We start from the raw sequence: 20,396 nt of genomic DNA, 5'->3' as shown, positions 1-20,396 counted from the left end.
AGCCCCAGCAAGATCGGGGACATCGCCAGAGCCGCCCTCGTTCTCACACACGTCGAACACGGGCGCCTGACATAGAACTCGCTGGGATCACCTCAGTGACCCTCGGGGCGCCGCTCGGGTCGAGTAGAACAAAAACAGGCTCATTCGGGCTCTCGTTCCCGGTGATGTTCCTGTTCGTTCGGACGGTGAGAAACCAAAGTTCATCATCATCGCGGGTCAACAGGGCGCAGGAAAGACGGCGACTCAGGAAAGGGTAACCGACGCTCTCGGGGTGGGATCACCAGGACCTGCGGCGTAGAGGAACCACGGTGGCGGCGCCCACGGCGTCCGGGCCGCACAGGACGATCGGTGCGGCGCTCCAGGAGCAGCTCCAGAACACGACTGCGGCAACGGAACCCGCCAAGGTCGGTGCGGCGTCCAGAGCCGCGCGCATTGCTCAACGCGGAATTGTCCCGTCCGGCACGCGCTTGCAGAAAACTGGAAGTACACCGGACCCGAGCAGTAGCTCACCAGACAGCGGCAGTGACCGCGGCATCGAGTTCTGATCAGCCCTTGGGCGGCTACCCATCGGATCGGGTGGGTAGCCGCTGTGTAAACCCGTGGTGAGCCTTTTTCGTCCTGCCTCGCGTAGCTGAAGTACAAGCACGGCTGATCCCGGCCGTGTGGTTCAGGGTCCGGCGTGACAGGGGCAGCGCGGCACGGTAGAACCGCATCAGAGCCTCTGGTGTGGCGGGTTCTCGTGGTTGTTAAGCCAATTACCAGGGGCTTCTTGCTGTCGGGGGCGGTTCCGGACAGCTGCCACCAGGTTGTGACCTACGCCTCCAGGATGAAAACAGCTCAGTACCCGCAAAACTGAAGACGAGGATCCACCAGTCATACTCGGCGCTCCCGGACCAACTCAAATCCTACGGAGGAAACCATGTCCCGCAATCGAGTGACCAGGACACCCAGTCGGCGTTCGCTCAACCTGCGCCGCCTCCTCGGCGCCTGTATCGCCGTGGCGATGATCTGGGGCCTGTTCTGGCTACTGTTCCTCTCCGGCCTGACCGATCCGCTGACGGAGGCGGTCAGACCGGGCTACGACCGTCTGGTCGCCATGATCAACGACCCGCTGGGCATTGACTGGGGCGGTTACCTCGTGGCCGCCGCCGCAGTCGCCATACCGCACCTGGGACTTCTCCTTTTCATCTTCGACGAGAACGCCTGAGAGGGCGTCTGGTTCGTAGTCGTCCTGGATCGTCCGGGTGGAAAGTCCGGGACCAGCGCGAGGTCATGTCCCTTGGAGTGGTGTAACTCCCGGATCAGTGATCTGACCTGCAGGGCTATAGCGACAAGGCGAGCCATCGTGTGACGGTCAAGAGGAAGGCCGGTGTCGATGGTGGAGCGACTGGGGCCGGACGGGCTGTGGGAACGGTCCCGACAGGGTGGTATCGCCCGTGTCGACCCGCTCTCAGTGAGGTGGCCGACCTGTGGCATCCGTGCGCGACCCCGTCGTCCGTTGCCGACTGCCGGGGGACCGGGGTGTGACACTTCTGATGGACGGTCTCTACCACCAGACCCAGGACCTCCGCGCCGTCGCACTCCAGGGTGAGACGGGCGGCCCCTCCTGGGGACGGGGAGGCGGGCCACCACCTCCGTGGGGCACGGACCCGAGCTGGGCGGAGACGGGCTCGCACCTCGTGGAGCGGTGCGCGGACGCTGGACCGCGCAGCGCGGACAGCTCTGTGGCCGGGAACGGTCTCCAAGCAGGCGCGCAGGCCTGTGCTGTCGCGGGCGTGAACCTGAACGAGGCTGGGGGGCGGCCCATGCCGAGCAGGACGCCCGGTCTGGCCGTTCGTGCCGGGGCTGGGCGTGCGCGTGCGAACCGTGTCGCTCGTGTGCTTCCTCGTTCGCGGGGCCTACTCCAGGGTCTCGTCCACGAGGGGCAGGCACGCCAGCACGTCCTCGTTGACCGCCTGCTGGAGCGCCTCCGCTCGGGCGACGTGTTCGTCCACGTCGTGGTCGGCGAACGAGACCAGGTACTGCGCGTAGTCGTCGTAGACCTGTGCGTTCGGGGTGTCGGTTCCCGCCAGCGTCCCGTAGCCCTCAACCATCGCATCGCTGATCTGCTCCTGGCTGGTGACGAACTCGGTGGGGGGAGAGACCTCGGCGACCTCGGTCAGCGTCTGGCAGAACTCCTCGTCGACGTGCCCGTAACTGAGGCTGTTGGCGATCGCCTGGCGGATCTGCTCCTGGGCCTGCTCCTCGCTGCCGCCAGCGCCTCAGCTCGCGCCACCTGGTCCTGGTAGCCCAGATAGAGGAGCACCCCGCTGGCGCTCAACGCCGTCATCGTCCACCCTGCCGCGATCGCCAGCCGCGACAGGCCGCGTCGCCAGTAGGTGCGCCGCACCGCGACGTGGCCCAGCGCCGCCCCTACCGGCGGGACGAGGAAGGCCAGCACCGCGGCGAGCGCGGGCAGCCGCGTGGGCGCCAGGTCCTCGGCCAGTTCCGCGGTTTGGCCGGTGTCGTCCTCCGGTGCACGGTCCTCGGGACCCGCTACGTCCTTCTCCTGCGAGTCCTGGTCCGAGCACTGGTCCGTCTCGCCGCCCATGCCCGCCATCGCCTTCCCCCTGTGCTCTTCCACGTGTGCTGCGACAGGACGGTTGTGCGCCGTGCCGTCGTGGCGTGCTCCCCATCGAGAGGAGGAAACCAGAACATTCACCCCGCGAGCGAAAGAATGGAGCCATCATGGCATCCGGGCAGACGAGTGAGGTGTCGGGAACCCGGCCACGGCCGCGGGATGGCAGTCTGTGTTGCGCCCCCGTGCGCGGCCGCGCCGGTACCGAACAGCCGCGCAAGCGCGACCCGACCAGCCGACGGAAGTACCGGCAAGTGGAGGACCGACTGTCGTGGCGAACCGAAGACCCCTTGTCGGTGACGCGATCCGCCTGCTGGTCGAACGCCTGAACCGCAGCGCCGCGAGCCCGATCCCCGAGGGTCCGGCGAGCGCCCGCGGTGGCGATCCCGCTCCTGGTGGGCGATCATCGCCCAGTGCGCTGTCGGGCTGCTCCTCTACGTCGCCGTGACGTTGACGGTGGGGCTGCTCGCGGGTTCGGCGGTGCTCGGCGCGGCGGTCTCGGGTCCCGTGGTGTTCGGCGCGGTCGTGGTCTGGCGGCGTTGGGCCTTCGGCGCGTGGTCGTCGCGACCCGTCTCGGAGCAGGCGAAGGAGACCCGGTTCTGGGTGTTCGTCCTCGTCGGCCTGGTGCTGTGCTTCCTCGGGGGCCAGTCACTGGCCGTATGGCTCCACTCCGCGCTCGGCTCGTCCGCCTTCGACACCGCGCAGAGCGCCCAGAACGCGGCGCCGGTGGCGCTGCTGCTCTTCGCCCTGCTCGTGGCCGCCCCAGCAGGCGAGGAAGCCCTCATGCGTGGCCTGATTCACCCGCTGCTGCGGCGCCGCTGGCCGGTGCTGGCTTCGGCGCTGGTCAGCTCGGCGGTGTTCGCCGCGTTGCACGGAAACCTCGTGCAGGTCGCCGTGGCACTGCCGTTGGGGGTGCTGTTGGCCTTCGTCTACGAGCACGTGGGCAGGCTCTGGCCGGTGGTCGCGCTGCACGCGCTGTTCAACCTGGCCTCGGTTGTGGTGCCCGTGCGCCTGGTGGAGGCGATGGCGACCCCGGCGGTGTTCGCCGCCGTGCTGCTGGGCGCGGCCGCGGTTCTGACGGTGCTGTACCCGACCCGCGGCGACGACGACCGCGACGGGAGGACCTCCTCTCCACGGTGACCGTGTACCGACCATCGGCGCGGGAGACCGTCATCGCCGCGCGCCCGCGGCCACCAGGCGGCGCAGCGCCCGCTCGGCGGGCCCCTGAACCCCGCGTCGCTCCATGAGGGAGCACACGAGCACCGCGATCGACCAGATGACGGCCGCGACGGTGAGCTGCCAGACCGAGGCCAGTGCCTCGACACCGCGGACGCGCAGCGCTCCGGCCGCCAGCGCCAGGACCGCGGTCTGCGACAGGTAGACGGACAGGGAACGCCTCCCGGTGGCCGCCAGTGCCCGGCCGAGGGCTCCCGTGCCCGCCGAGCGGTGTGCGGCGAACAGGGCGACGAGCGCCAGGAGGGCGGTCCCGGCGAGCAGCCCGGCCAGGCCCTGGTGCCAGGCGATCAGGACGCGTGCCAGGACGCCGGTGCCGCCCACACTCGTCCACAGCATCGGGAAGACCGCGGTGGGCACGACGAGTCCGACCAGGACCACACCGGCGAGCGCTCGCCGGTACCGGTGCGGCTGCTCGATCAGCCCCTGGCCCGCCAGCCATGCTCCGAGCAGTGCGCTGGGCAGTGCCATCGAGGTCAGAACGGTGGCCGGTGCAGTGACGGTCCAGATCGCCAGGTTGGCCGCGACCCCGGCGAGGCGCTCGTCGAACAGGGCCTGGGCCGCCAGACCGTGACTGCGGGCCAGCACCGCCTCAGGACCGGCCACCACCAGGAAGGACGTCGACAGCGCGCAGCCGAGGGCGGCCAGCAGCAGTGCGGCCCGTCGGCGGCGGGCGGCGACGATGCCCGCGACCAGTACGGTGATCAGCCCGTAGGCGCCGAGGATGCCCTGGGCGAAGACAAGGGCATGTGCGGCGCCGAAGGCCAGCAGCCACAGGCCCCGCCTGCGCAGCAGCGCCGTGGCGCGCCGTTCGGCCTGCTCGTAGTCGAGGCCTGCGGCCAGGCCTTCCTGGATGGATCCGCGTGCGATGGTCGCCAGGCCGAAGCCGAGCAGCAGGGCGAAGAGCGGGTAGGCCCGCCCGTCGACCAGGAGGTGCAGCAGGCCCGAGACGAGTGTCTCGGCGACCTCGGACGCGTTCGGGTCCTGCCGGAACCAGTAACGAGTGTTGGCCGCAGCGATGAGGAGCAGCATCACTCCCCGCGCCAGGTCCGGCACGAGCAGACGTCCGGCGGGGCCGGTCATTGTGCCTGGTAAGGGCGTTGCTGCTCGTTTACCAGCGCACATGGGATGAAATTACCAGACGTGTGGTCCGGTGCCGTGATGTGGGGTTCCGCACGGTGGTGAAGTTCTCATGGCCGATATGGGACACGCGATGTGGCATTTCGACCATGCCGGGACGATCTCCATGCTGCACACTAGGACCCGTCGAAACACCTGGATTTCCAGTCAAATCAGGGAGACCCCCACCGTGACGACCGTTAGGACCCCCGCGGCTGTGAGCCTTGCTGCCCTCCTCGCCCTGACCGCGTGCTCCGGCGGTGGCTCACTCGTCTACGGCTTCATCGAGCCGGTGACGGAGCCGGTCTCCAGTATCGAGTTCCGTGTCCCTGACGAGCTCGTCGAGCTGGAGGAGGGCTACGCCGAGGACCGTGTGTTCGAGTCCATCACCGTCTCCGCGGTCGAATCGGACGACCCTGCGGGGTGCGCTGTGGAGTACGAGTTCGACTTCGCGGATGGCGGGCTCGAACGGTACCGCGAGGAACTGGAGAACGGCCTTAATGGCAACGCGACCCTGGATGGGCGCATGGCCAGAGGGTTGACCGGCAGGGACCTGGAAGACATCGAGCTCAGCGAGGACTACAGCTCCGCAGTGGTGCCCCTGGACTGTGCCGCATCGCCGTCCGACGATGAGAGCACCTCGCGCGTCGCCTTCTCGTGGGTGGTCGGGGACGAAACCTACATCCTCGCCAGCGTCGAGGTTGCGGCCATGCAGGGCGGCGAGCTGTTCATCCATGAGCCCGAGGTCAATGGCTGGGAGCTCGACACCAACGGTAACTGGATCCAGCAGTAAGACCTGGCCTAACCGTTCCCCGGCGCTGGGAGGTGGCGGCTCGCCCTCTCTCAGGGCCTTCTCCACCGCGCGAACTTACCCGCAGGCGGGTGCATCCGACCGCTATGTACACAGCGCACACCGTTCATCACGCCGAAGACCGGTAGCCGCAGGCTCCGCCCGCGCAGCAGCGCGAAGAGCGGGTGCAACCGCCGGACGTACGAGACAACCCGAACCGCGCAATCTAGAGCCGCTTCGATGATTCTCACCAGGAGCCTCCGAAGACCCCTGGATTCTCAGGCAAATCAAGGAGGCCTCCGCCGTGACCAACGCCAGGACCCCCACCGCTGTGAGTCTGGTCGCTCTGCCTGCCCTGACCGCGTGTTCGGGTGGCAGTTCACTCGTCTTCGACTTCGCCGAACCGGTGACGGAGCCGGGCTCCAGGTCGGAAAACGGGATCGGGGGCCTCGCTACCGCTGAGGTCTCCGTCATGCGGGGCGGCGAGCTGTTCGTCCACGAGCCCGAGGTCAATGACTGGGAGCCCGACTCCAACGGCAACGGGATCCAGTCGGCCCCGACCGTACCCGTTCCCCCGTCCTGGATAGGCGCCCGCCACCTCCCGGGACGGGCGGTGGACGGGCGCACGAGCAACGGGAACGTGTCCGACCGTAACTGTAGGGTGATGCTCGTAAACGAGCAGAAACAGAGTAGGTGAGCGATGGCCAAGAGCGTCTTCAAGATCCCTACCAGCCTGGATCGGTCCTTCCTGGACCACGAGATCGCGCTGGCGGGCGGCGGATGGCAGATGCGCCCGCTGCCGATGAAGGTGCTCCTGTTCTGGGCCGCCTCCATCCTGTTGCTGTTCTGGGTCACCACCTCGACGTTCGTCTCCAGCGCCGACGGGTGGCTCATCTTCCTGGTCGTCATCTGGTGGTTGGCGACCACCGCCTTCTTCGGGCAGTACTCCAAGACCAAGGAGATGCGCTTCGCTTCGCTGCCGGCGCTCCTGGAGTACCTGCCCCCGCCCGCGCGCCGCGTCATCACCCGGCGCGGATCCAACCCCAGCGGCTTCTACTCCGTACTGGGCGTCAAGGGCATCGACGAGACCGGCTACATCGAGTGGCTGGACGGCACCGTCGGCCAGGCCTACCTCGTCGTCGGATCCGCCTCGGTGCTGGTCTTCGACGAGGACAAGCAGGCGATCCTCAACCGGGTCGACGCCTTCTGGCGCAAGGTCGACACCAACGCCGAATTCATCTGGATCACGACCAAGGAACCCCAGCGGGTCTACCGGCAGCTCGGCAACCTGGAAATACTCAACCGCAACCTCGAAATCCGCGACCCCGAGCTGTTCGAGCTGCTCGACGAGCGGTACTCGATCCTCAAGGACTATGTGGGCGGGCAGTTCACCTCCATCCACCAGTACCTGGTGATCAAGGGCGACGACCTGGAGTCGCTGCGCCGGGCGCACGCCTGGTACGGGCCGAGGCCGAGGCTCCAGCCTCATGATCAAGCAGGCCACGATGCTCAATGCCGAGGATCTCAACGACATGCTGCGGGCTGTCTACACCGCCGGTCGGTAGGGCGGTTCCACGGTCGCGCGAACGAACGGACACCCTTGTGGCCTGGACGTGGGGTCGATCACGCCAAGAAGCCGATCAGCTGCTGACATACGAGGAGAAAGTGCAGAGCGCGCATGGCCGGTAGACGTTTTCGAGGCAGCGCGACCGGGACCTCGCAGAGGGACCTGCCCGGCGCGCTCCTGGGGACCACCCACGCCACGGGTCGGACGGAGCGGACCGGAGCTGACAGGAGGAAGGACGAGCAGATCGTCGCGAGCCCCGCGGGCTTCGGCGTCTCGTTCGCCAACCTGAAGGAGCGAGAGCGGCGGGCAGTCGAACAGGCCGCCGCCGAGACCGAGCAGGACGACGACGCCTCCGTGGGGATGAGCGCCGCCGAGCGCCGTGCCGCGCGGAAGAAGGAACGCCAGCTCGGGGGCACCTTCGAGGAACATCCGCACCTGCTCGCGGTCAAGCCGCGCGAGCGCTACGTCTTCCACAGCGACTACTTCCGGATCGACGGCCACCACGCCTGCGTCCTCGGCTTCTTCCACGACGACGGCGCCCGCGACGACTTCGCCGCGTTCTGGGGCATCAACCGCATCCCGACCGGACTGCCCGAAGACGTCACCGTGGTGGTGCTCGAACAGGTCCGCCGCATGGGCGAGAAGTGGATCGAGGACCGGATCAAGACGGCGGAGAAGCTCGACCGCCTGGAGGAGGGCGAGCAGGCCCAATCAGGCACCATGACCTCGCGGCGCAAGGCCGCCAAGGTCAGTGACGACATGGAGATCGCCGCCGGTGAGATCCAGGACGGCGCCAGCTACCTGCACGTGCACAACCGCCTCCTGGTCAAGGCCCCCAGCCTGGAGGTCCTGGACGACGCCGTCGAACGGATCAGGCGCCTGTACATCGACCGGTTCGGCACCCTCACGGTCGCCGCCTACCCCGGCGAGCAGCGTCAGGAGCTGACCAACCTCTTCGGCAAGACCGAACGCAAGCGCGGCAAGGGCTTCCACTTCACCAGCGTGGAGTTCGCCGGATCCCATTCCCTGGTCACCAACGGACTCAACGACCCGACGGGCGAGTACGTCGGGTACATGGTCGGCGACGTCAACAACTCCGCGGTGCTCTTCGACGTCAACGCCTACGACCACCACGTGGTCGTCGCGGACAACGGCGTCAACCCGGTGCTGGACCGGGCACACGTGGCCGACATGTGGGGATCGAAGGTCTCCCAGGCGGCGCTGCTGTCCAACGCCCGTACCGTGCACATCATCCTGGACGGTGCCCGCCTGGACGACCTGGGCCCGCGCCTGGACGCGCTCACCGCCCGGCTGGACATGAACTCGGGCGATATCAACATGTTCGAGATGTTCGGATCCCAGGAGGACGAGCTCGGCATTTTCCCGGCACACCTGGAGAAAGTCGTGCTCATGGCCGAGCAGGCCTACGAGACGACCGACCAGGACCGCTCCATCATCCGCGGTTCGCTCAAGGAGACGTTGACGCAGTTCTACATCGACAAGGGCATGTGGGCGCGCAACGCCAAGCACAACCGGGACCGGCTGCGGGTGGTGGGAGTCCCGCACATCCAGGTGCCGCGGCTCCAGGACATCGTCACCTACTTCGACACCCAGTACCGGGCTCTTGCCAACTCCACCGCCCGTGACGACGAGGCACTGCACGCCTACAACATCCTGCGCTTGGTCTTCAAGGACCTGCTGGACAACAACGGCGACCTGTTCAACACCCACACCAACGACGAGATCGACGGAGTGGCCGACGCCCGCCGCGTGCTCTACGACTTCTCGCGGCTGCTCAAGCGGGGCAAGGGGGTGGCGATGGCCCAGCTGGTCAACGTCATCGGCTTCGCGGTCGACAACCTCGGCCTGGGTGACACGGTGATCATCCACGGCGCCGAGAACATCGACGACCGTGTCAAGGAGTACCTCGGCGAACAGTTCGGGCACCTGTTCCTGCGCGGAGGGCGGGTCGCCTACCTGTACAACGACGTCGACCGGATGCTCGCCGACTCGGCGTTCAACCGCTTCGACTCCGCCGACTGGACCGTCCTGGGTCCGATGCGCGACGCGACCGTCACCGAGTACCAGCGCCAGCTGCACCAGGACATCCCACCCGACCTGGAACGCCTGGTGACCACGCGCGGCGAGAACCTCGCCTACCTGCGACGGGGACACACCAACGTCGTCTTCCACCTGGACCTGGCACTGGGCGTCAACCCGGCCCGCGCCGATCGGCGCGCCCAGCTGATCGGGGCGGGCCGGCGCAAGCAGAGCGACCGGGAGCGGTCCTCGGCCGTCGTGGCGGCCAAGGGCGACATCGCCGAGGAGCGGGCCCAGCGCGTGGCCGACAACGGGGCCGAGGCGCGGCTGCGCGCCGAACGCGTGAAGCCGACCGGTCGCTCAGGCCAGCAGGGCCGGGCCGTGCAGGGCGAACGCGGGGGACGCGGCCGGTGACCGAGGTGAGAGGGAACGAACGGATGCTGGAGCAAGGCGCGCCCCCGGGCGGGCGGCGAGGCCTGCCCTCGGACAGGCCCGGCGTCCTCGTGCGCCTGGTCCTGCGGGCACTGGTGCTGGCGTTCCCGTTGGCCTTGCTGTTGGCGGGCACCGCGCACGCCGACGAGGTCAGCGACGAGGAGCTCAACACCCTGTCGTTCTACCGGCTCTCGTCGTCGATGACGGCCCTGTTCTCCACGGCGCAGGAGCCGGGCAGCGGGGTCAGCCTTGACAGCGAAGGCTGGATCGGTCTCCTGGAACAGCCGGCCAGCGCCGGATCGATGCTCGGCTACGCCGACGAGGACTACAACCCGATCGCGGGATGGCTCAACTCGCGCGTGGCCCAGTCCTCGGACAGCGTCGGCTACGAGACCCTGGTCGGCAGCGAGAACTCCGGGCTCTCCGGGGTGGAGGGTGCGCAGGACTTCGCGCTGTTCGGTGCCACGCTCAACGGATTGGGGCTGGACTCCACCAGCACAGGGCTTTCGCTGGGGTTCTTCAACGCGGTCTTCGGCGGGATCATCTTCCTCCTGTACACGGTCTCGGCCGGGGTCGACGCCCTCTGGTCGATCCTCATCGAGGCGCTGGTCTGGCTGAACCCGTTCAGGTTGTTCTACGACGCGATCAGCAACGAGGTGTTCGCCGACGGTATGACCGGCGGCGCGGAACCGCCGGAGGTTCTCGAAAGCCTGACCACCTGGATCGCCGACTGGTACGGGTTCCTGGAAGACCTTGCGTGGCAGGTCATGGTCCCGGTGTTCATCGGTGTCTTCCTGATGAGCATCCTGTTGTTCAAACAGTTCGACAAGGCTTCGGGCCTGAAGAAGCTGTTCATCCGCCTGCTCTTCATCGGTCTGGGTATGCCGTTGCTGGGCTCGATGTACACCGGCATGCTCAACGCCATGGCCGAGGCCACCGAGGAAGGGAACTCGGGCTCCACGCGCGTGGTGCTCTCCACGTACGTCGACTTCGAGGGCTGGGCGATGGACCACCGCCTGCGCGTGCCGGACGGGGAGGGGGCGTATGTCGAATGGGAAGACAGCCGGAACGCTCCCTCCGGGCGATCCCAGGCGAGCGTGCGCAGTCTGGCGCTGCAGATCAATTACCAGGTTCTCGGTTTGTCGGAGGCGACCAGCCCGCTGGACGGAGACGAACCGTGGGGCGGCGCGCTGGGCGGTAGCGAAGCGGGTTTCCAGGAGACGCACTACGCCCAGGTCGCTAGCATCCTGGGGCGGTACATGAGCAGCGCCCACGTGTCCGCCTCGTCGTTCGAGACCGAGTCCAAGGCGAGCCTGTCGGAGGAGGTCCGCACATGCGGGGAGGTTTGCGCGCGCAACTGGTTCGAGCAGTACATCGGCGATCCGGAAGAGGTCGTGAACGTCGGCACCGAGAACGGGGAGGTGCAGGTCGCCGACAACCCCCTGATCTCGGTGAGCGGTGCGGGCCTGACCGCCAGTGACTCTGATCGCGGCAGGAGGTTCAGCACAGCCGATGAGGTCGACAGCTGCGGGCTGGATCTGGCCACGAATGACGGTCGTCCCAGGCGGTGCAACCTCGCCCCGCTGGCGATGTACAACTACCTGAACACCGACTTCGGGCCGACGTCCTACACGGCCTACTCCTCCGGCCGGACCACCAGCGAGGCGACCCGGTCCATCCACAACTCGGTGTCGATGGTGGGCACCGGAACGATGAGCGCCGTGTACTGGTTCAACGCCGTGGTGCTGCTGGGCGCGTTCATCACCATCGGCGTCGGGTACGCCCTCGCGATGCTGGTCGGGAACATCCGGAGGAGTTTCCAGCTGATCGCGGCGATCCCGTTCGCGACACTGGGCGCGATCTCGGGCATCGCGAAAGTGATCGTCTACTCGATCGCGCTGATCATGGAGGTCCTGGTCACGATCGCCCTGTACAAGTTCGTGCAGGAGTTCCTACTGAGCCTCCCGAGCATCATCGAGACCCCTTTCGCGAGGATCCTCAACCAGAGCGCCGCCGACGAGGCGTCGGCGATGATCGTCTTCCTGTACTCCGGAGGATTCATCTCCATGATCGTCACCCTGGTGTCGATCATCCTGGTCATCCTCTTCACGGTCATGGCGATGCGCCTGCGCAAGACGCTGGTCAAGCTGTGGAGGAGGCCGCGACCAAGCTGGTCGAAAAGCTCACCGACAGCAACGTCACGCCCCCCGGTGGTGGCGGCATGGGCGGCAAGTTGCCGTCCCTGGCCTCGGGGGCCTCCTCCGGCGCCGGGGCGGCGATGGGCAGCCGGATGATGGGCGGTGGCGGTCCCAAGGGCGGCAAGGGTCCGAACGCGGGCGGTACCAACGGCCCCGACGGGATCAGCACTTCGGCGGGGAACAGCAGCGAAACCATGGTCGGCGGCGACGTGGACACCGACGGCACGCTGGAAGGGCCCGCCGAACTGACCGCGGGCGGCGACGGTGACGACGACCGGCCGGGTGCGGGTCTGGACCCCGGCGGCGAGGGCAGGGACGCCGAGCGGGAGACCGCGCTCGGACGACGGGTCGAGGCCGATGGGCTGTCGTTGCCGCCGGGGAGCGCCGACCCGGACAACCCGAGGGTCGGGGATGACGGCGACCCACTGGAGGCCGGAATCACGTCCGTGCAGGAGTCGGGCGAGGAGTACCGGAAGGCCGACGCGGCCAAGGTCGGCGCGGTGAAGGACGCTGCCGAGGCGGGCGTTCACGCCGGGGTCGCCGTCGGCCGCGGCTTCGCCGGGGACCCCGCCGGCGCGGCCGAGTCGGGGGGCAAGGCCCTGGAGAAGGGCGGCTCGGCCACAGCGAAGAACGCTCAGTCGAAGGAGCACAAGGAACGGGCCGGAAAGTCGTCCCTCGACAACCAGAAACCCAACCCCAAGAACGTGCGTCGTATGAACCAGGGCCAGCAGATGCAGCAGACCGGACGCACGGTGTCCAACACCGCGGGGATGGCGAGCGGCGGCACCGGGGGCAAGCCCGGTGGCGGTGGACCGAAGCCCGCCGGAGGTAAGTCCGGTGGCGGTCCGAAGCCGACTGGCGGACAGTCTGGGAACTTGCGCAAACCGCGCCGAGGAAACAACAGGAAGAAGTGAGAACTGATGGAGAAGCAAGGGCGGGTCCCCGTTTCCGTCCTGCGGCCGACGGCATGAGCCGTGTGTCGTTTATCCTCATCTATCAGGAAAAAACTCACGGAAAAGTGTTGCTTCCGGATATGCGCGACAACTAGAGTCTACTCGGCCCCAATATCCCTCAGCGGACCCGCCGAACCCTCCATTGCCGCGCGCAATGCGCTGGATCCGAACAGGACAAGGAAAAGCATGAACATCACCAATCTCCCCGCTGCGGAGTGGGACCTCATCTCCTTCTTCGATAATGCCCGCGAATACGCAGGTACGGCGGGCGGTGGTCTCCTCGCGCTCATGGGCACCGTCGGAGTCATCTGGGGCGGCGTCCTGCTCATCAAGAAGCTGATGGCGTCGCAACAGGACCAGACGAGCTGGATCAAGATCCTCGGCCTGATCTTCGTCGGCGGTGCGCTCATGGCCGGCGGGTTCAGTCTCATCTCCAACATCGCCGAGGGCGGCCAGACCACCATTGAGGACCTGGGCGGCGGCCTGATCCTCCTCCAGGGGTTCCTCGGGTCCACGGCCTAGCCGACTCTCGACCAGGGAACGCGGGAGGGTCGCGGCCACCCGGCCGCCGACCCTTTCGTACGTCCGGAGGACGCCCTCCACCGCTGAGACAGCGCCGCCGCGGTCGCGGTAGGCCTCGCGTACCCGAAGGCAGAGCAGCAGAAAAGGGCTTGCAGCACATGGGGATGAAAGAGACCACGAAGGCCTTCGCGGCGAGGATGAAGCTGGGGCCCCACCACGCCATCGAGCGGTTCGGGGTCATCACCAGCATCATCGCCGCGACCTTCGTGCTCCTCCTGGTGAGCACCATCATCTCGGCCGTCGGCAACAACAGGGCCCGCCTGGACGAGACCGCGCTGTACACCGCGTCGTTCACCACCTCCAGGACCGAACTGTCCGGCAGCGTCGACGGGGTCTACACCAACGAGGAGGGCACCCGTGCCCTGGTCCTCATGCGGTTCCGCGACTCCGACATGGGGTCGTTCTCCACCGACGCCATCAACTACCAGGCCTACCTCACCGGCTCCAACGAACAGCTCGACACCCAGCCGCTGCGGACCACCATCACCGGCTCGATCGTCGTGTTCGGCTCCACGGGCTACCTCGGGGTGGTCCTGGACTCCGACGCGCCGTTCGAGCAGCAGATCATCAGCCTGACCCTGCGGGCCAACAGCGAACTGGTCTACCAGGAGGACGCGGGACGCGCGCTCCGCGAGGACCTGCAGGACGACGGCTCCTTCGCCGAGTTCGACCAGTGGCGGCTGTTCCTCAACCCCGGAGCCTCCGGCACCGAGGTGGCGACCTCGCTGGCGGGCGCGCGCATCGACCCTTCCGCCCTGTACTACGAGCTGGTCGTCGCCGAACAGGAGGAAGAGCTCCGCGCGGCGATGGACGAGCAGCTCATGGAGATGGGCGCCGTCCTCAACCGGATCGACGAGTACGACGGCGAGATGAACCGGGTCAACGTCGACGGGGTGTTCATCGAACCTCCCGAGGTGCCGGTACAGGTCGCCGGTGACGCCGTCACCGGCGAGGAGCCCGACGCCGACACCGAGTCCACGCTGGCGCTGGAGACCGACTGGGTGCACCCGCGCGGCTACGACTTCGACTGGCGCTCGGGCTCGGTCGAGGAGGGCTACCTGGACGCGATCATGCCCGAGGACGAGACCTCCTACGTCACGTTCCTGGGCGAGAAGGCTCGCGCGGAGGAGGAGAACTCCCGGTTCGCGGCCAACGACATGGAGTGGCGGCTGACCGACGGCAACGACCTGAGGGAGTACCGGGAATCGGGCCAGGCGATGGATCCGCTGCGCGACATCATGAACAACTCCACACAGGCCTACCAGGACTACTACCGCCTCAAGACCGACTACCAGGTCGACTCCCTGAGCGACCTGCTGGAGCTGGAGGTGACGCTGCGCAGCGTCGAATCCGCCGGATCGGTCAACGCGGGCGAGGAGGCCCTGCTCACGTACTGACGCGGAGCGGTACACGGCGCGGGGTCGATCTCACGGACGAGGACGTCGAGAGGCGGGAGGTAAGGACACGATGGCGGGAGTCGCTGGTGGCGGGGCGGGGGGCATGCAGCCCCCGGGGCCCGGATCGGGCGCGTCGGACCAGGTCGGTCAGGCAGCAGGGAAGGGGCTACCCGACCCGGGTGACACGGCCGGTGCCACCGGGGCCAAGGGCGACGGTGCGACGGGTCCGGATCAGGCGGCCGCCCCGGAGAAGGCCCCCGCGGGAGGCGCCGACCCGTTGGTGGACTCTGCCGGAGACTCCGACCCGGGGGAGGACTCCGACGAGAGGATCGGCCCGAAGCTCGGCGCGGGCGGTACCTCGGAGGCGGCCAAGGGCGGATCCGAGTCCGACAGGCAGGGCGTCGCCAAGGGTGCCGGAGCGGTCGCCGCCGTCCCGGCCATCGGTGTCGGTGCCCAGCTCATGGTCCTCCTGATGTTCCTCAACTGGCTCAAGGGCATGCTGGCCGCGCTGCTGGCCCTGCTCATGAACCTGTGGAGCCTGATCTGGATGCTGGTGCTCCAGGTCGTCAAGACCGTCGTGGGCTTCTTCCTCTCCATCGGCGGAGCGATCGCCGGGGCCGTGGGCGGTGCCATCAGCGCGTTCGCCGGTGCTGTCGTCTCCTTCGGCGCGGCCTTCCTGGGCGTGGTCGCCGTGGTCGCAGGTACGGCGGTCCTCCAGCAGGGCAACTCCATCGCCCAGCACGACGGTGTACCGATCGACTGTCGTGCCGCGACCGAGAGGACCGTGCGCGAGATCGACGACAACACCGAGTCGGGGGCCACCTCCGCGGACATGGAGGCGATGGCCGAGGACGTGTACTCGATCCTGGCGGGCATGGGCATGCAGGACGAGAACATCGCGGGCGTGTTGGGCAACTTCCAGCACGAGTCGCGGATCGACCCGACGACCGTCGAGACGATCTACAACGAGCCCTACGAGATCGGGCCGCGCACGCGGGAGGCGGAGGAGAACGGTTTCCAGGTCGAGTTGATCGACGCCGACTACGCCGCGCAGTGGCCCGCCATCGACCTGGTGGGCATCGGTCTGGGGCAGTGGACCAACGGCCGCAACACGTTGCTCACCGACTACGCCGAGAGCACCGGTGGGGAGTGGTGGGAGCTGGAGACCCAGTTGAGTTTCATGCTCTCCGAGGACGACCCCGTTCGCGTGAGGTTCGTCCAGGACCTCATCGAGAACCCCTCTGGCTCGGTCGAGGAGTCGACCGAGGCCTGGATGGTCGAGTGGGAAGGCCTGACACTGGACTCCGACATGAACGCGCCGCGGCTGACCGAGCGTCTGGAGGACGCCGACGTGTGGTTCGCGAAGATGGACGGTTGGGAAGCCGACGAGGACCGGGCCGACTCCATCCTGGAGCAGGCCGAGGCCACGGTCGACGTCGCCAACCAGAACCGTCGCACCGCGGCGGTGCAGGAGTGCCGGACCGCCGACGTCAACGGAGGCAGCGGCACGGTGACCCAGGCCGGAGAACAGATCCCCTGCGATTCTCTGGGGGCGATGCACCCGGACGCCTGCGCCATGCACGAACACCTCCAGGAGGAGTTCGGCGGCTTCTTCCTGTCTGCCGGTGGTCAACGCAACGAGTCGGGCAGCAACCACAACAACGGCCAGGCCATCGACTACATGATGGCGGAACTCGGCGAGGTCCCCAGCGACGAGATGTACGACAACGGGACGGCGCTCGTCAACTACCTCATCCCGCGGGCCGAGGAGTTCAACGTGAGCGGCATCCTGTGGGACGGCCGCAAGTGGGCGGCCGGTAATGATCCGGTCGGGGAGTGGCACGAAGAGGGGGTCACTCGGGACGCCAGTGGGCGCGGGGACGACACGCAGAACCACATCGACCACGTCCACGTCAGTGTGGGACCCGACCCGTTCATGTAGCCGGGCCCGGGTGCACCGCTCAATGGAGAACGCCAGTGTCACCGGGCCGGGGGCCGTCCCCACGCCGGGGAATCCGGAGACCAGCAGGAAAGGAGCGCGGCGATGGTCGACGAGGGCACGCCGGACAGCGGCGACGACGGTGACGGCGGCGTCGCGCGGGAGACGGTTCCGAAGCGGTCCTGGCGCGAGATGGGCCGCGAGGAGGTGATGGCGCGCTTCGACGCCTACCACGCCAAGCAGCGCGCCAACCGAAGGCGGATGACCGGCGACGACGTGCGAGAGATGCTGCGCGAGCGCCGCGCCGACCGGCGGCAGCGCAGGCGTGAGCGGCGGGAACGGCGCGGCAGTGGGACGCCGCGGCGTAACGCGGGCCAGGTCGTGCGGATGAGCCTGGGCGGGGCCCTGATGGTCGGCGCGATCGGCACCGGGGCCCTCGCCGCCACCAGCACCGACACCACGCAGGTCCAGAGCCGGGCCAATGAGCTGGAGATCGCTTCGCTCGAAGGCGGGATCCGGGAGTTGGAGGCCGCCTCGTGGGACGAAGAGGACGCCGCCGCGCTCGAAGAGCAGCTGGACGAGGCCGTGGACCAGGCCAGGGAGAAGGGCGAGGAGGTCGCCGAACTCCAGAACACCCACCAGGAGATTCTGGCCGACCTCAACGACGCGGAGCTGTCAGGGGACGGTGACGGGGGTGAGGCGTTCGCGCCCGTGGCCGAGCACCGTGCGGAACTCGTCGACTACTTCGACGAGTCGGCCCGGATCATCGAGGACGAGGACGCCTACGTTCCCGGCGCTGACGTGCCCTTCGGCGCGGGTGAGATCGACGTGCTCGCCCCCTGGTACATCCGCTATACCGACGAGAACCGCAGTGAGTACGCCCAGGCGTCGCTGAACTCCTGGGAGCTGGTCTCCGCCACGCCCCGAGTCGAGTCCCCGGCGACCGTCAGCGTGGCTTGGCTCAACAGAGACGAGTCCAGCGGCGACCTGCTGGCCTGGGCACGGGGCACCTACGACGCCGACATGGAGGCGTTCCACAGTCTGTACTTCGGCCAGACGACGATCGGTGACCGGTTCGTGGGCGAGGCGCGCCCGGACGAGGAGGACCGGGACTGATGGGGTTCGTCAGCCGTAATGCCTTCCCGCTGTCCGCGGCGGCTTTGCTGCTGGTGTCGGGAGGCTCCTTCGCCGTCACACGCAGTGCGCAGGAGGCGGCCCTCACCGACCAGGAGCAACAGATCGCGGAGCTTCAGGAGCGCACAGCCGAGATCGAGGAAGCACAGGACGAGAGGGAGAACGAGGTCGCCGGCCTGGTTCAGGGCACGAACACCGCACGGCTGGACACCGACGAGGAGCTCATCGGCGACGTGCTGGACACCGCGTTGGCGTGGGAGACCCACGCCGAGTACGAGGACGCGCGCAGCGCCATGATGACCGTCTACGGACTCGACGAGGACTCGGCGTTCATGACCGCGTTCCTGCCCGAGGCGCCCATGAACGTCGACCGGGAGGGCAACGAGTACGCGCTCATCGACCTGCTCGGACTCGACTCCCGGGTGAACGACTTCCGCAGCGAGGTGTTGTCGGTCCAGGGCACCGAGTACTCCTACCTGGTCCTGGTCGAATTGCTGACCACCTCCGACGACGGGCAGGCCAGCGCCTACAGTACGGCGACGGTGCTGCTGACCACCGATGGCGACGGCGGTGTCTCGGGTGTCGAGGGTTACGCCTCCACGTCCCGGGTGCGTACCTCAGGCCCCTACTGATGCGGTGCTGACCTGGTGGCACAGCGGTCCGGCCGGTGGTTCGGCCCGAACTGGCCGTCACCTTCCAGTGCTAGAATTGTGTTGATATACGAGGAAAAACAGCTTCTGTCACGGATGGGAGGAGACCGACGTGGCCGATGCATCGGACAGTCCCGGCGGGCCCCCGGCCCCGGACCCAGGCCAGGGCGGCCGACTGGCCCAGCGCCTGGGCCTGGTCTCTTCCGTGCAGCAGTTGGAAGAGCAACAGGAGCAGCGGAGGCAGGACCCAGCGCCGCCGCGTTCGACCGCTGGGCGCGGCCGAGTACTCCTGGTCCGCATCGGGTACGGGTCGGTGACCGTCCTGGTCATGCTGGGTGCGCTGGTGCTCTTCGCCATGGCGGGCTCGATCAGCGCCCACCACCAGGCCGGGTTGGAGGAACAGGCCCAGGACGGCTTCGACGCGCAGGAGCGCATCACCGCCGCCCAACAGGGCCTCGCGGATCTGCCCAGCCAGACCGAGGCCCGGCGCTGGCTGGCCCGGGCCACGACTGTGGGCGAGGACCTCGCCGAAGCTCAGAACACCTACCTGGACCTTACCGGGCCGATCACCACCGACGACCTGCCCGAACAGACACCGGGACTGGGCGGGCGCGACGAATGCCACCCCTACCTCGACGACCCGCCGGCCACCACGCGCGACTACACCGAGGAGGAGCTCACCACCTGCGCCGAAGGGCTGCGCCAGAGCGCCGTCGGCGGTCTGGAACGGGCGCTGACGCCGCACTTCGCCGTGAACGCCCGCGACTCCGACGGCTTCAACGCCGTGAGCCAGTGGCACTCGGCGGTACCCACCCTCGACGGCGACGCCCCGCTGTCCGGTTACACCTGGACCGCCCATGAGGCGCAGGCCTTCGAACGGGACCTGGCGATCCGCATGGTCTGGGTCCTGACCGAGGACGAGACGGGGCGGACCGTGGCCTGGCTCAGCGGTCGGTTCGACCCGTTGTTCAACAAGTTCGACGACATGGTGCTCGGCACCGTCGCCGCCGACGGCGAGGAGGACACCGACGAGGACTCCGACGCCAACGACACCTCTGCTGGCGAGCCCGAGGACGGTGAGTGACGTGAGCCTGGCCGAGATCGAAGCCTACGAGCGCGAGCGCGAGCGCCGCAGCCAGACGATCCGGCGCGTCCTGTTCTGGGCCCCGCTGGGGGCGGCCGCCTGATGCTGGCCGTGGGCGGGCTGTCCCTGTGGTCGGCTTCCTCCGGCCACGACGCCGACCGCGCCGAGGTCGCGGCCCTGGTGGAGGAACGCCGGACCGAGGCCCAGGAAGCCGAGGACGAGTTCCACGCCGCCTGGTCCGACGTACTGGCGGGCTCGTCGGCGGTCCGTGTCGAACGTCTGGAGAACGATGGCGCGACGATGCGCGTCCTACTGAGCGAGGCCGTGGAGGAGGGAGAGGACGTGTCGGTGGAACTGGTCGGGGCCGGTGACGAGGAACCACCGGCCGTGTTCGGGGAGCTGAGTCGCGACGGTGTCCCCGGTCTGGACGCTGGCGCGCAGGCGCGACTGGGGCCGTTCGCGCCGGTGCTGACCGGCATCGAAGGCCTGGACTACACCTACTTCGCCTTCGTTGAGATCCATGACGCCGTCGACGGGGAGGAGGGCACGATCGCGGCGCTGTCGGTGGAGTGGTCCACCGATGCCGAGGGCGCGATCACCGAGATCGACGCCGACTGGACCGAAGACGCCCCCGAACGTTCCTAGCACGCACGTCCGCATG

The 20,396-nt window shown here is 68.0% G+C and carries 19 protein-coding genes; 16 read left to right on the top strand and 3 right to left on the bottom strand.

All coding sequences use genetic code 11. The features are described 5' to 3' along the window. Positions 1-142 precede the first annotated feature (142 nt). A complete protein-coding gene (locus BJF83_RS31145) occupies positions 143-298 on the top strand; it encodes a zeta toxin family protein (protein WP_083678554.1) in 156 nt (51 codons plus the stop codon). Positions 299-919: 621 nt separating this feature from the next. Continuing rightward, on the top strand, positions 920-1,207 hold the full coding sequence (locus BJF83_RS16015) for a hypothetical protein (protein ID WP_075926917.1): 288 nt from the start codon (positions 920-922) through the stop codon (positions 1,205-1,207). 691 nt (positions 1,208-1,898) lie between these two features. On the opposite strand, the gene BJF83_RS16010 is transcribed toward BJF83_RS16015, so the two are convergent. Continuing rightward, positions 1,899-2,093: a hypothetical protein gene (locus BJF83_RS16010; RefSeq protein WP_075926916.1), complete on the bottom strand. Its 195-nt coding sequence runs from the start codon at positions 2,091-2,093 to the stop codon at positions 1,899-1,901. Between the two features lie 65 nt (positions 2,094-2,158). Continuing rightward, complete coding sequence (locus BJF83_RS16005) at positions 2,159-2,623, bottom strand: hypothetical protein (protein ID WP_075926915.1); 465 nt, start codon at positions 2,621-2,623, stop codon at positions 2,159-2,161. 438 nt (positions 2,624-3,061) lie between these two features. On the opposite strand from BJF83_RS16005, the gene BJF83_RS16000 reads away from it, so the two are divergent. Further along, a complete protein-coding gene (locus BJF83_RS16000) occupies positions 3,062-3,757 on the top strand; it encodes a CPBP family intramembrane glutamic endopeptidase (RefSeq protein WP_158070380.1) in 696 nt (231 codons plus the stop codon). A 30-nt stretch (positions 3,758-3,787) separates the two neighbouring features. Here the strand turns inward: BJF83_RS16000 and BJF83_RS15995 are convergent, their stop codons facing one another. Next, the gene (locus BJF83_RS15995; RefSeq protein WP_075926913.1) at positions 3,788-4,933 is read right to left on the bottom strand and encodes a DUF418 domain-containing protein; all 1,146 of its coding nucleotides are present in this window, start codon (positions 4,931-4,933) and stop codon (positions 3,788-3,790) included. Positions 4,934-5,186: 253 nt separating this feature from the next. Here BJF83_RS15995 and BJF83_RS15990 point away from each other — a divergent pair, with 253 nt between their 5' ends. From BJF83_RS15990 to BJF83_RS15930, 13 genes are all read left to right on the top strand, one after another. Then, a complete protein-coding gene (locus BJF83_RS15990; RefSeq protein ID WP_143831910.1) occupies positions 5,187-5,762 on the top strand; it encodes a hypothetical protein in 576 nt (191 codons plus the stop codon). Between the two features lie 301 nt (positions 5,763-6,063). Further along, positions 6,064-6,456: a hypothetical protein gene (locus BJF83_RS15985; RefSeq protein WP_075926912.1), complete on the top strand. Its 393-nt coding sequence runs from the start codon at positions 6,064-6,066 to the stop codon at positions 6,454-6,456. A 3-nt stretch (positions 6,457-6,459) separates the two neighbouring features. Next, positions 6,460-7,410: a hypothetical protein gene (locus tag BJF83_RS15980; protein ID WP_262391592.1), complete on the top strand. Its 951-nt coding sequence runs from the start codon at positions 6,460-6,462 to the stop codon at positions 7,408-7,410. A 27-nt stretch (positions 7,411-7,437) separates the two neighbouring features. Beyond that, a complete protein-coding gene (locus tag BJF83_RS15975) occupies positions 7,438-9,780 on the top strand; it encodes a hypothetical protein (RefSeq protein WP_262391591.1) in 2,343 nt (780 codons plus the stop codon). Between the two features lie 23 nt (positions 9,781-9,803). Continuing rightward, on the top strand, positions 9,804-12,092 hold the full coding sequence (locus tag BJF83_RS15970) for a hypothetical protein (protein ID WP_143831909.1): 2,289 nt from the start codon (positions 9,804-9,806) through the stop codon (positions 12,090-12,092). Then, a complete protein-coding gene (locus BJF83_RS27515; RefSeq protein ID WP_075926910.1) occupies positions 12,020-12,910 on the top strand; it encodes a hypothetical protein in 891 nt (296 codons plus the stop codon). Before BJF83_RS15970 ends, BJF83_RS27515 begins: the two co-directional genes overlap by 73 nt. A 225-nt stretch (positions 12,911-13,135) precedes the next feature. Next, entirely contained in the window at positions 13,136-13,471 is a 336-nt protein-coding gene (locus BJF83_RS15960; RefSeq protein ID WP_075926909.1) for a hypothetical protein, read from the top strand. Positions 13,472-13,635: 164 nt separating this feature from the next. Next, positions 13,636-14,928 carry a hypothetical protein gene (locus BJF83_RS15955; RefSeq protein ID WP_083678551.1) on the top strand — a complete coding sequence of 431 codons (1,293 nt, stop codon included), beginning with the start codon at positions 13,636-13,638 and terminating at the stop codon, positions 14,926-14,928. 70 nt (positions 14,929-14,998) lie between these two features. Continuing rightward, positions 14,999-16,870 (top strand): phage tail tip lysozyme, encoded by a 1,872-nt coding sequence (locus BJF83_RS15950; RefSeq protein WP_075926908.1) that lies wholly within the window; start codon positions 14,999-15,001, stop codon positions 16,868-16,870. Between the two features lie 102 nt (positions 16,871-16,972). Continuing rightward, positions 16,973-17,983, top strand: coding sequence for a hypothetical protein (locus BJF83_RS15945; RefSeq protein ID WP_075926907.1), 1,011 nt, complete (start codon positions 16,973-16,975; stop codon positions 17,981-17,983). Beyond that, on the top strand, positions 17,983-18,633 hold the full coding sequence (locus BJF83_RS15940) for a hypothetical protein (protein ID WP_075926906.1): 651 nt from the start codon (positions 17,983-17,985) through the stop codon (positions 18,631-18,633). The genes BJF83_RS15945 and BJF83_RS15940 overlap by 1 nt, the downstream gene beginning before the upstream one ends. Positions 18,634-18,763: 130 nt before the next feature. Beyond that, complete coding sequence (locus tag BJF83_RS15935; protein ID WP_075926905.1) at positions 18,764-19,735, top strand: hypothetical protein; 972 nt, start codon at positions 18,764-18,766, stop codon at positions 19,733-19,735. A gap of 102 nt (positions 19,736-19,837) precedes the next feature. Beyond that, positions 19,838-20,380, top strand: a complete 543-nt coding sequence (locus tag BJF83_RS15930; protein WP_262391590.1) for a hypothetical protein — start codon at positions 19,838-19,840, stop codon at positions 20,378-20,380. Positions 20,381-20,396: the final 16 nt, after the last annotated feature.

The sequence above is a fragment of the Nocardiopsis sp. CNR-923 genome, assembly GCF_001942255.1.
GTDB lineage: Bacteria > Actinomycetota > Actinomycetes > Streptosporangiales > Streptosporangiaceae > Nocardiopsis.
The sequence above is the reverse complement of the archived record's forward strand: the minus strand, read 5'-3'. Positions and strand labels throughout refer to the sequence as shown.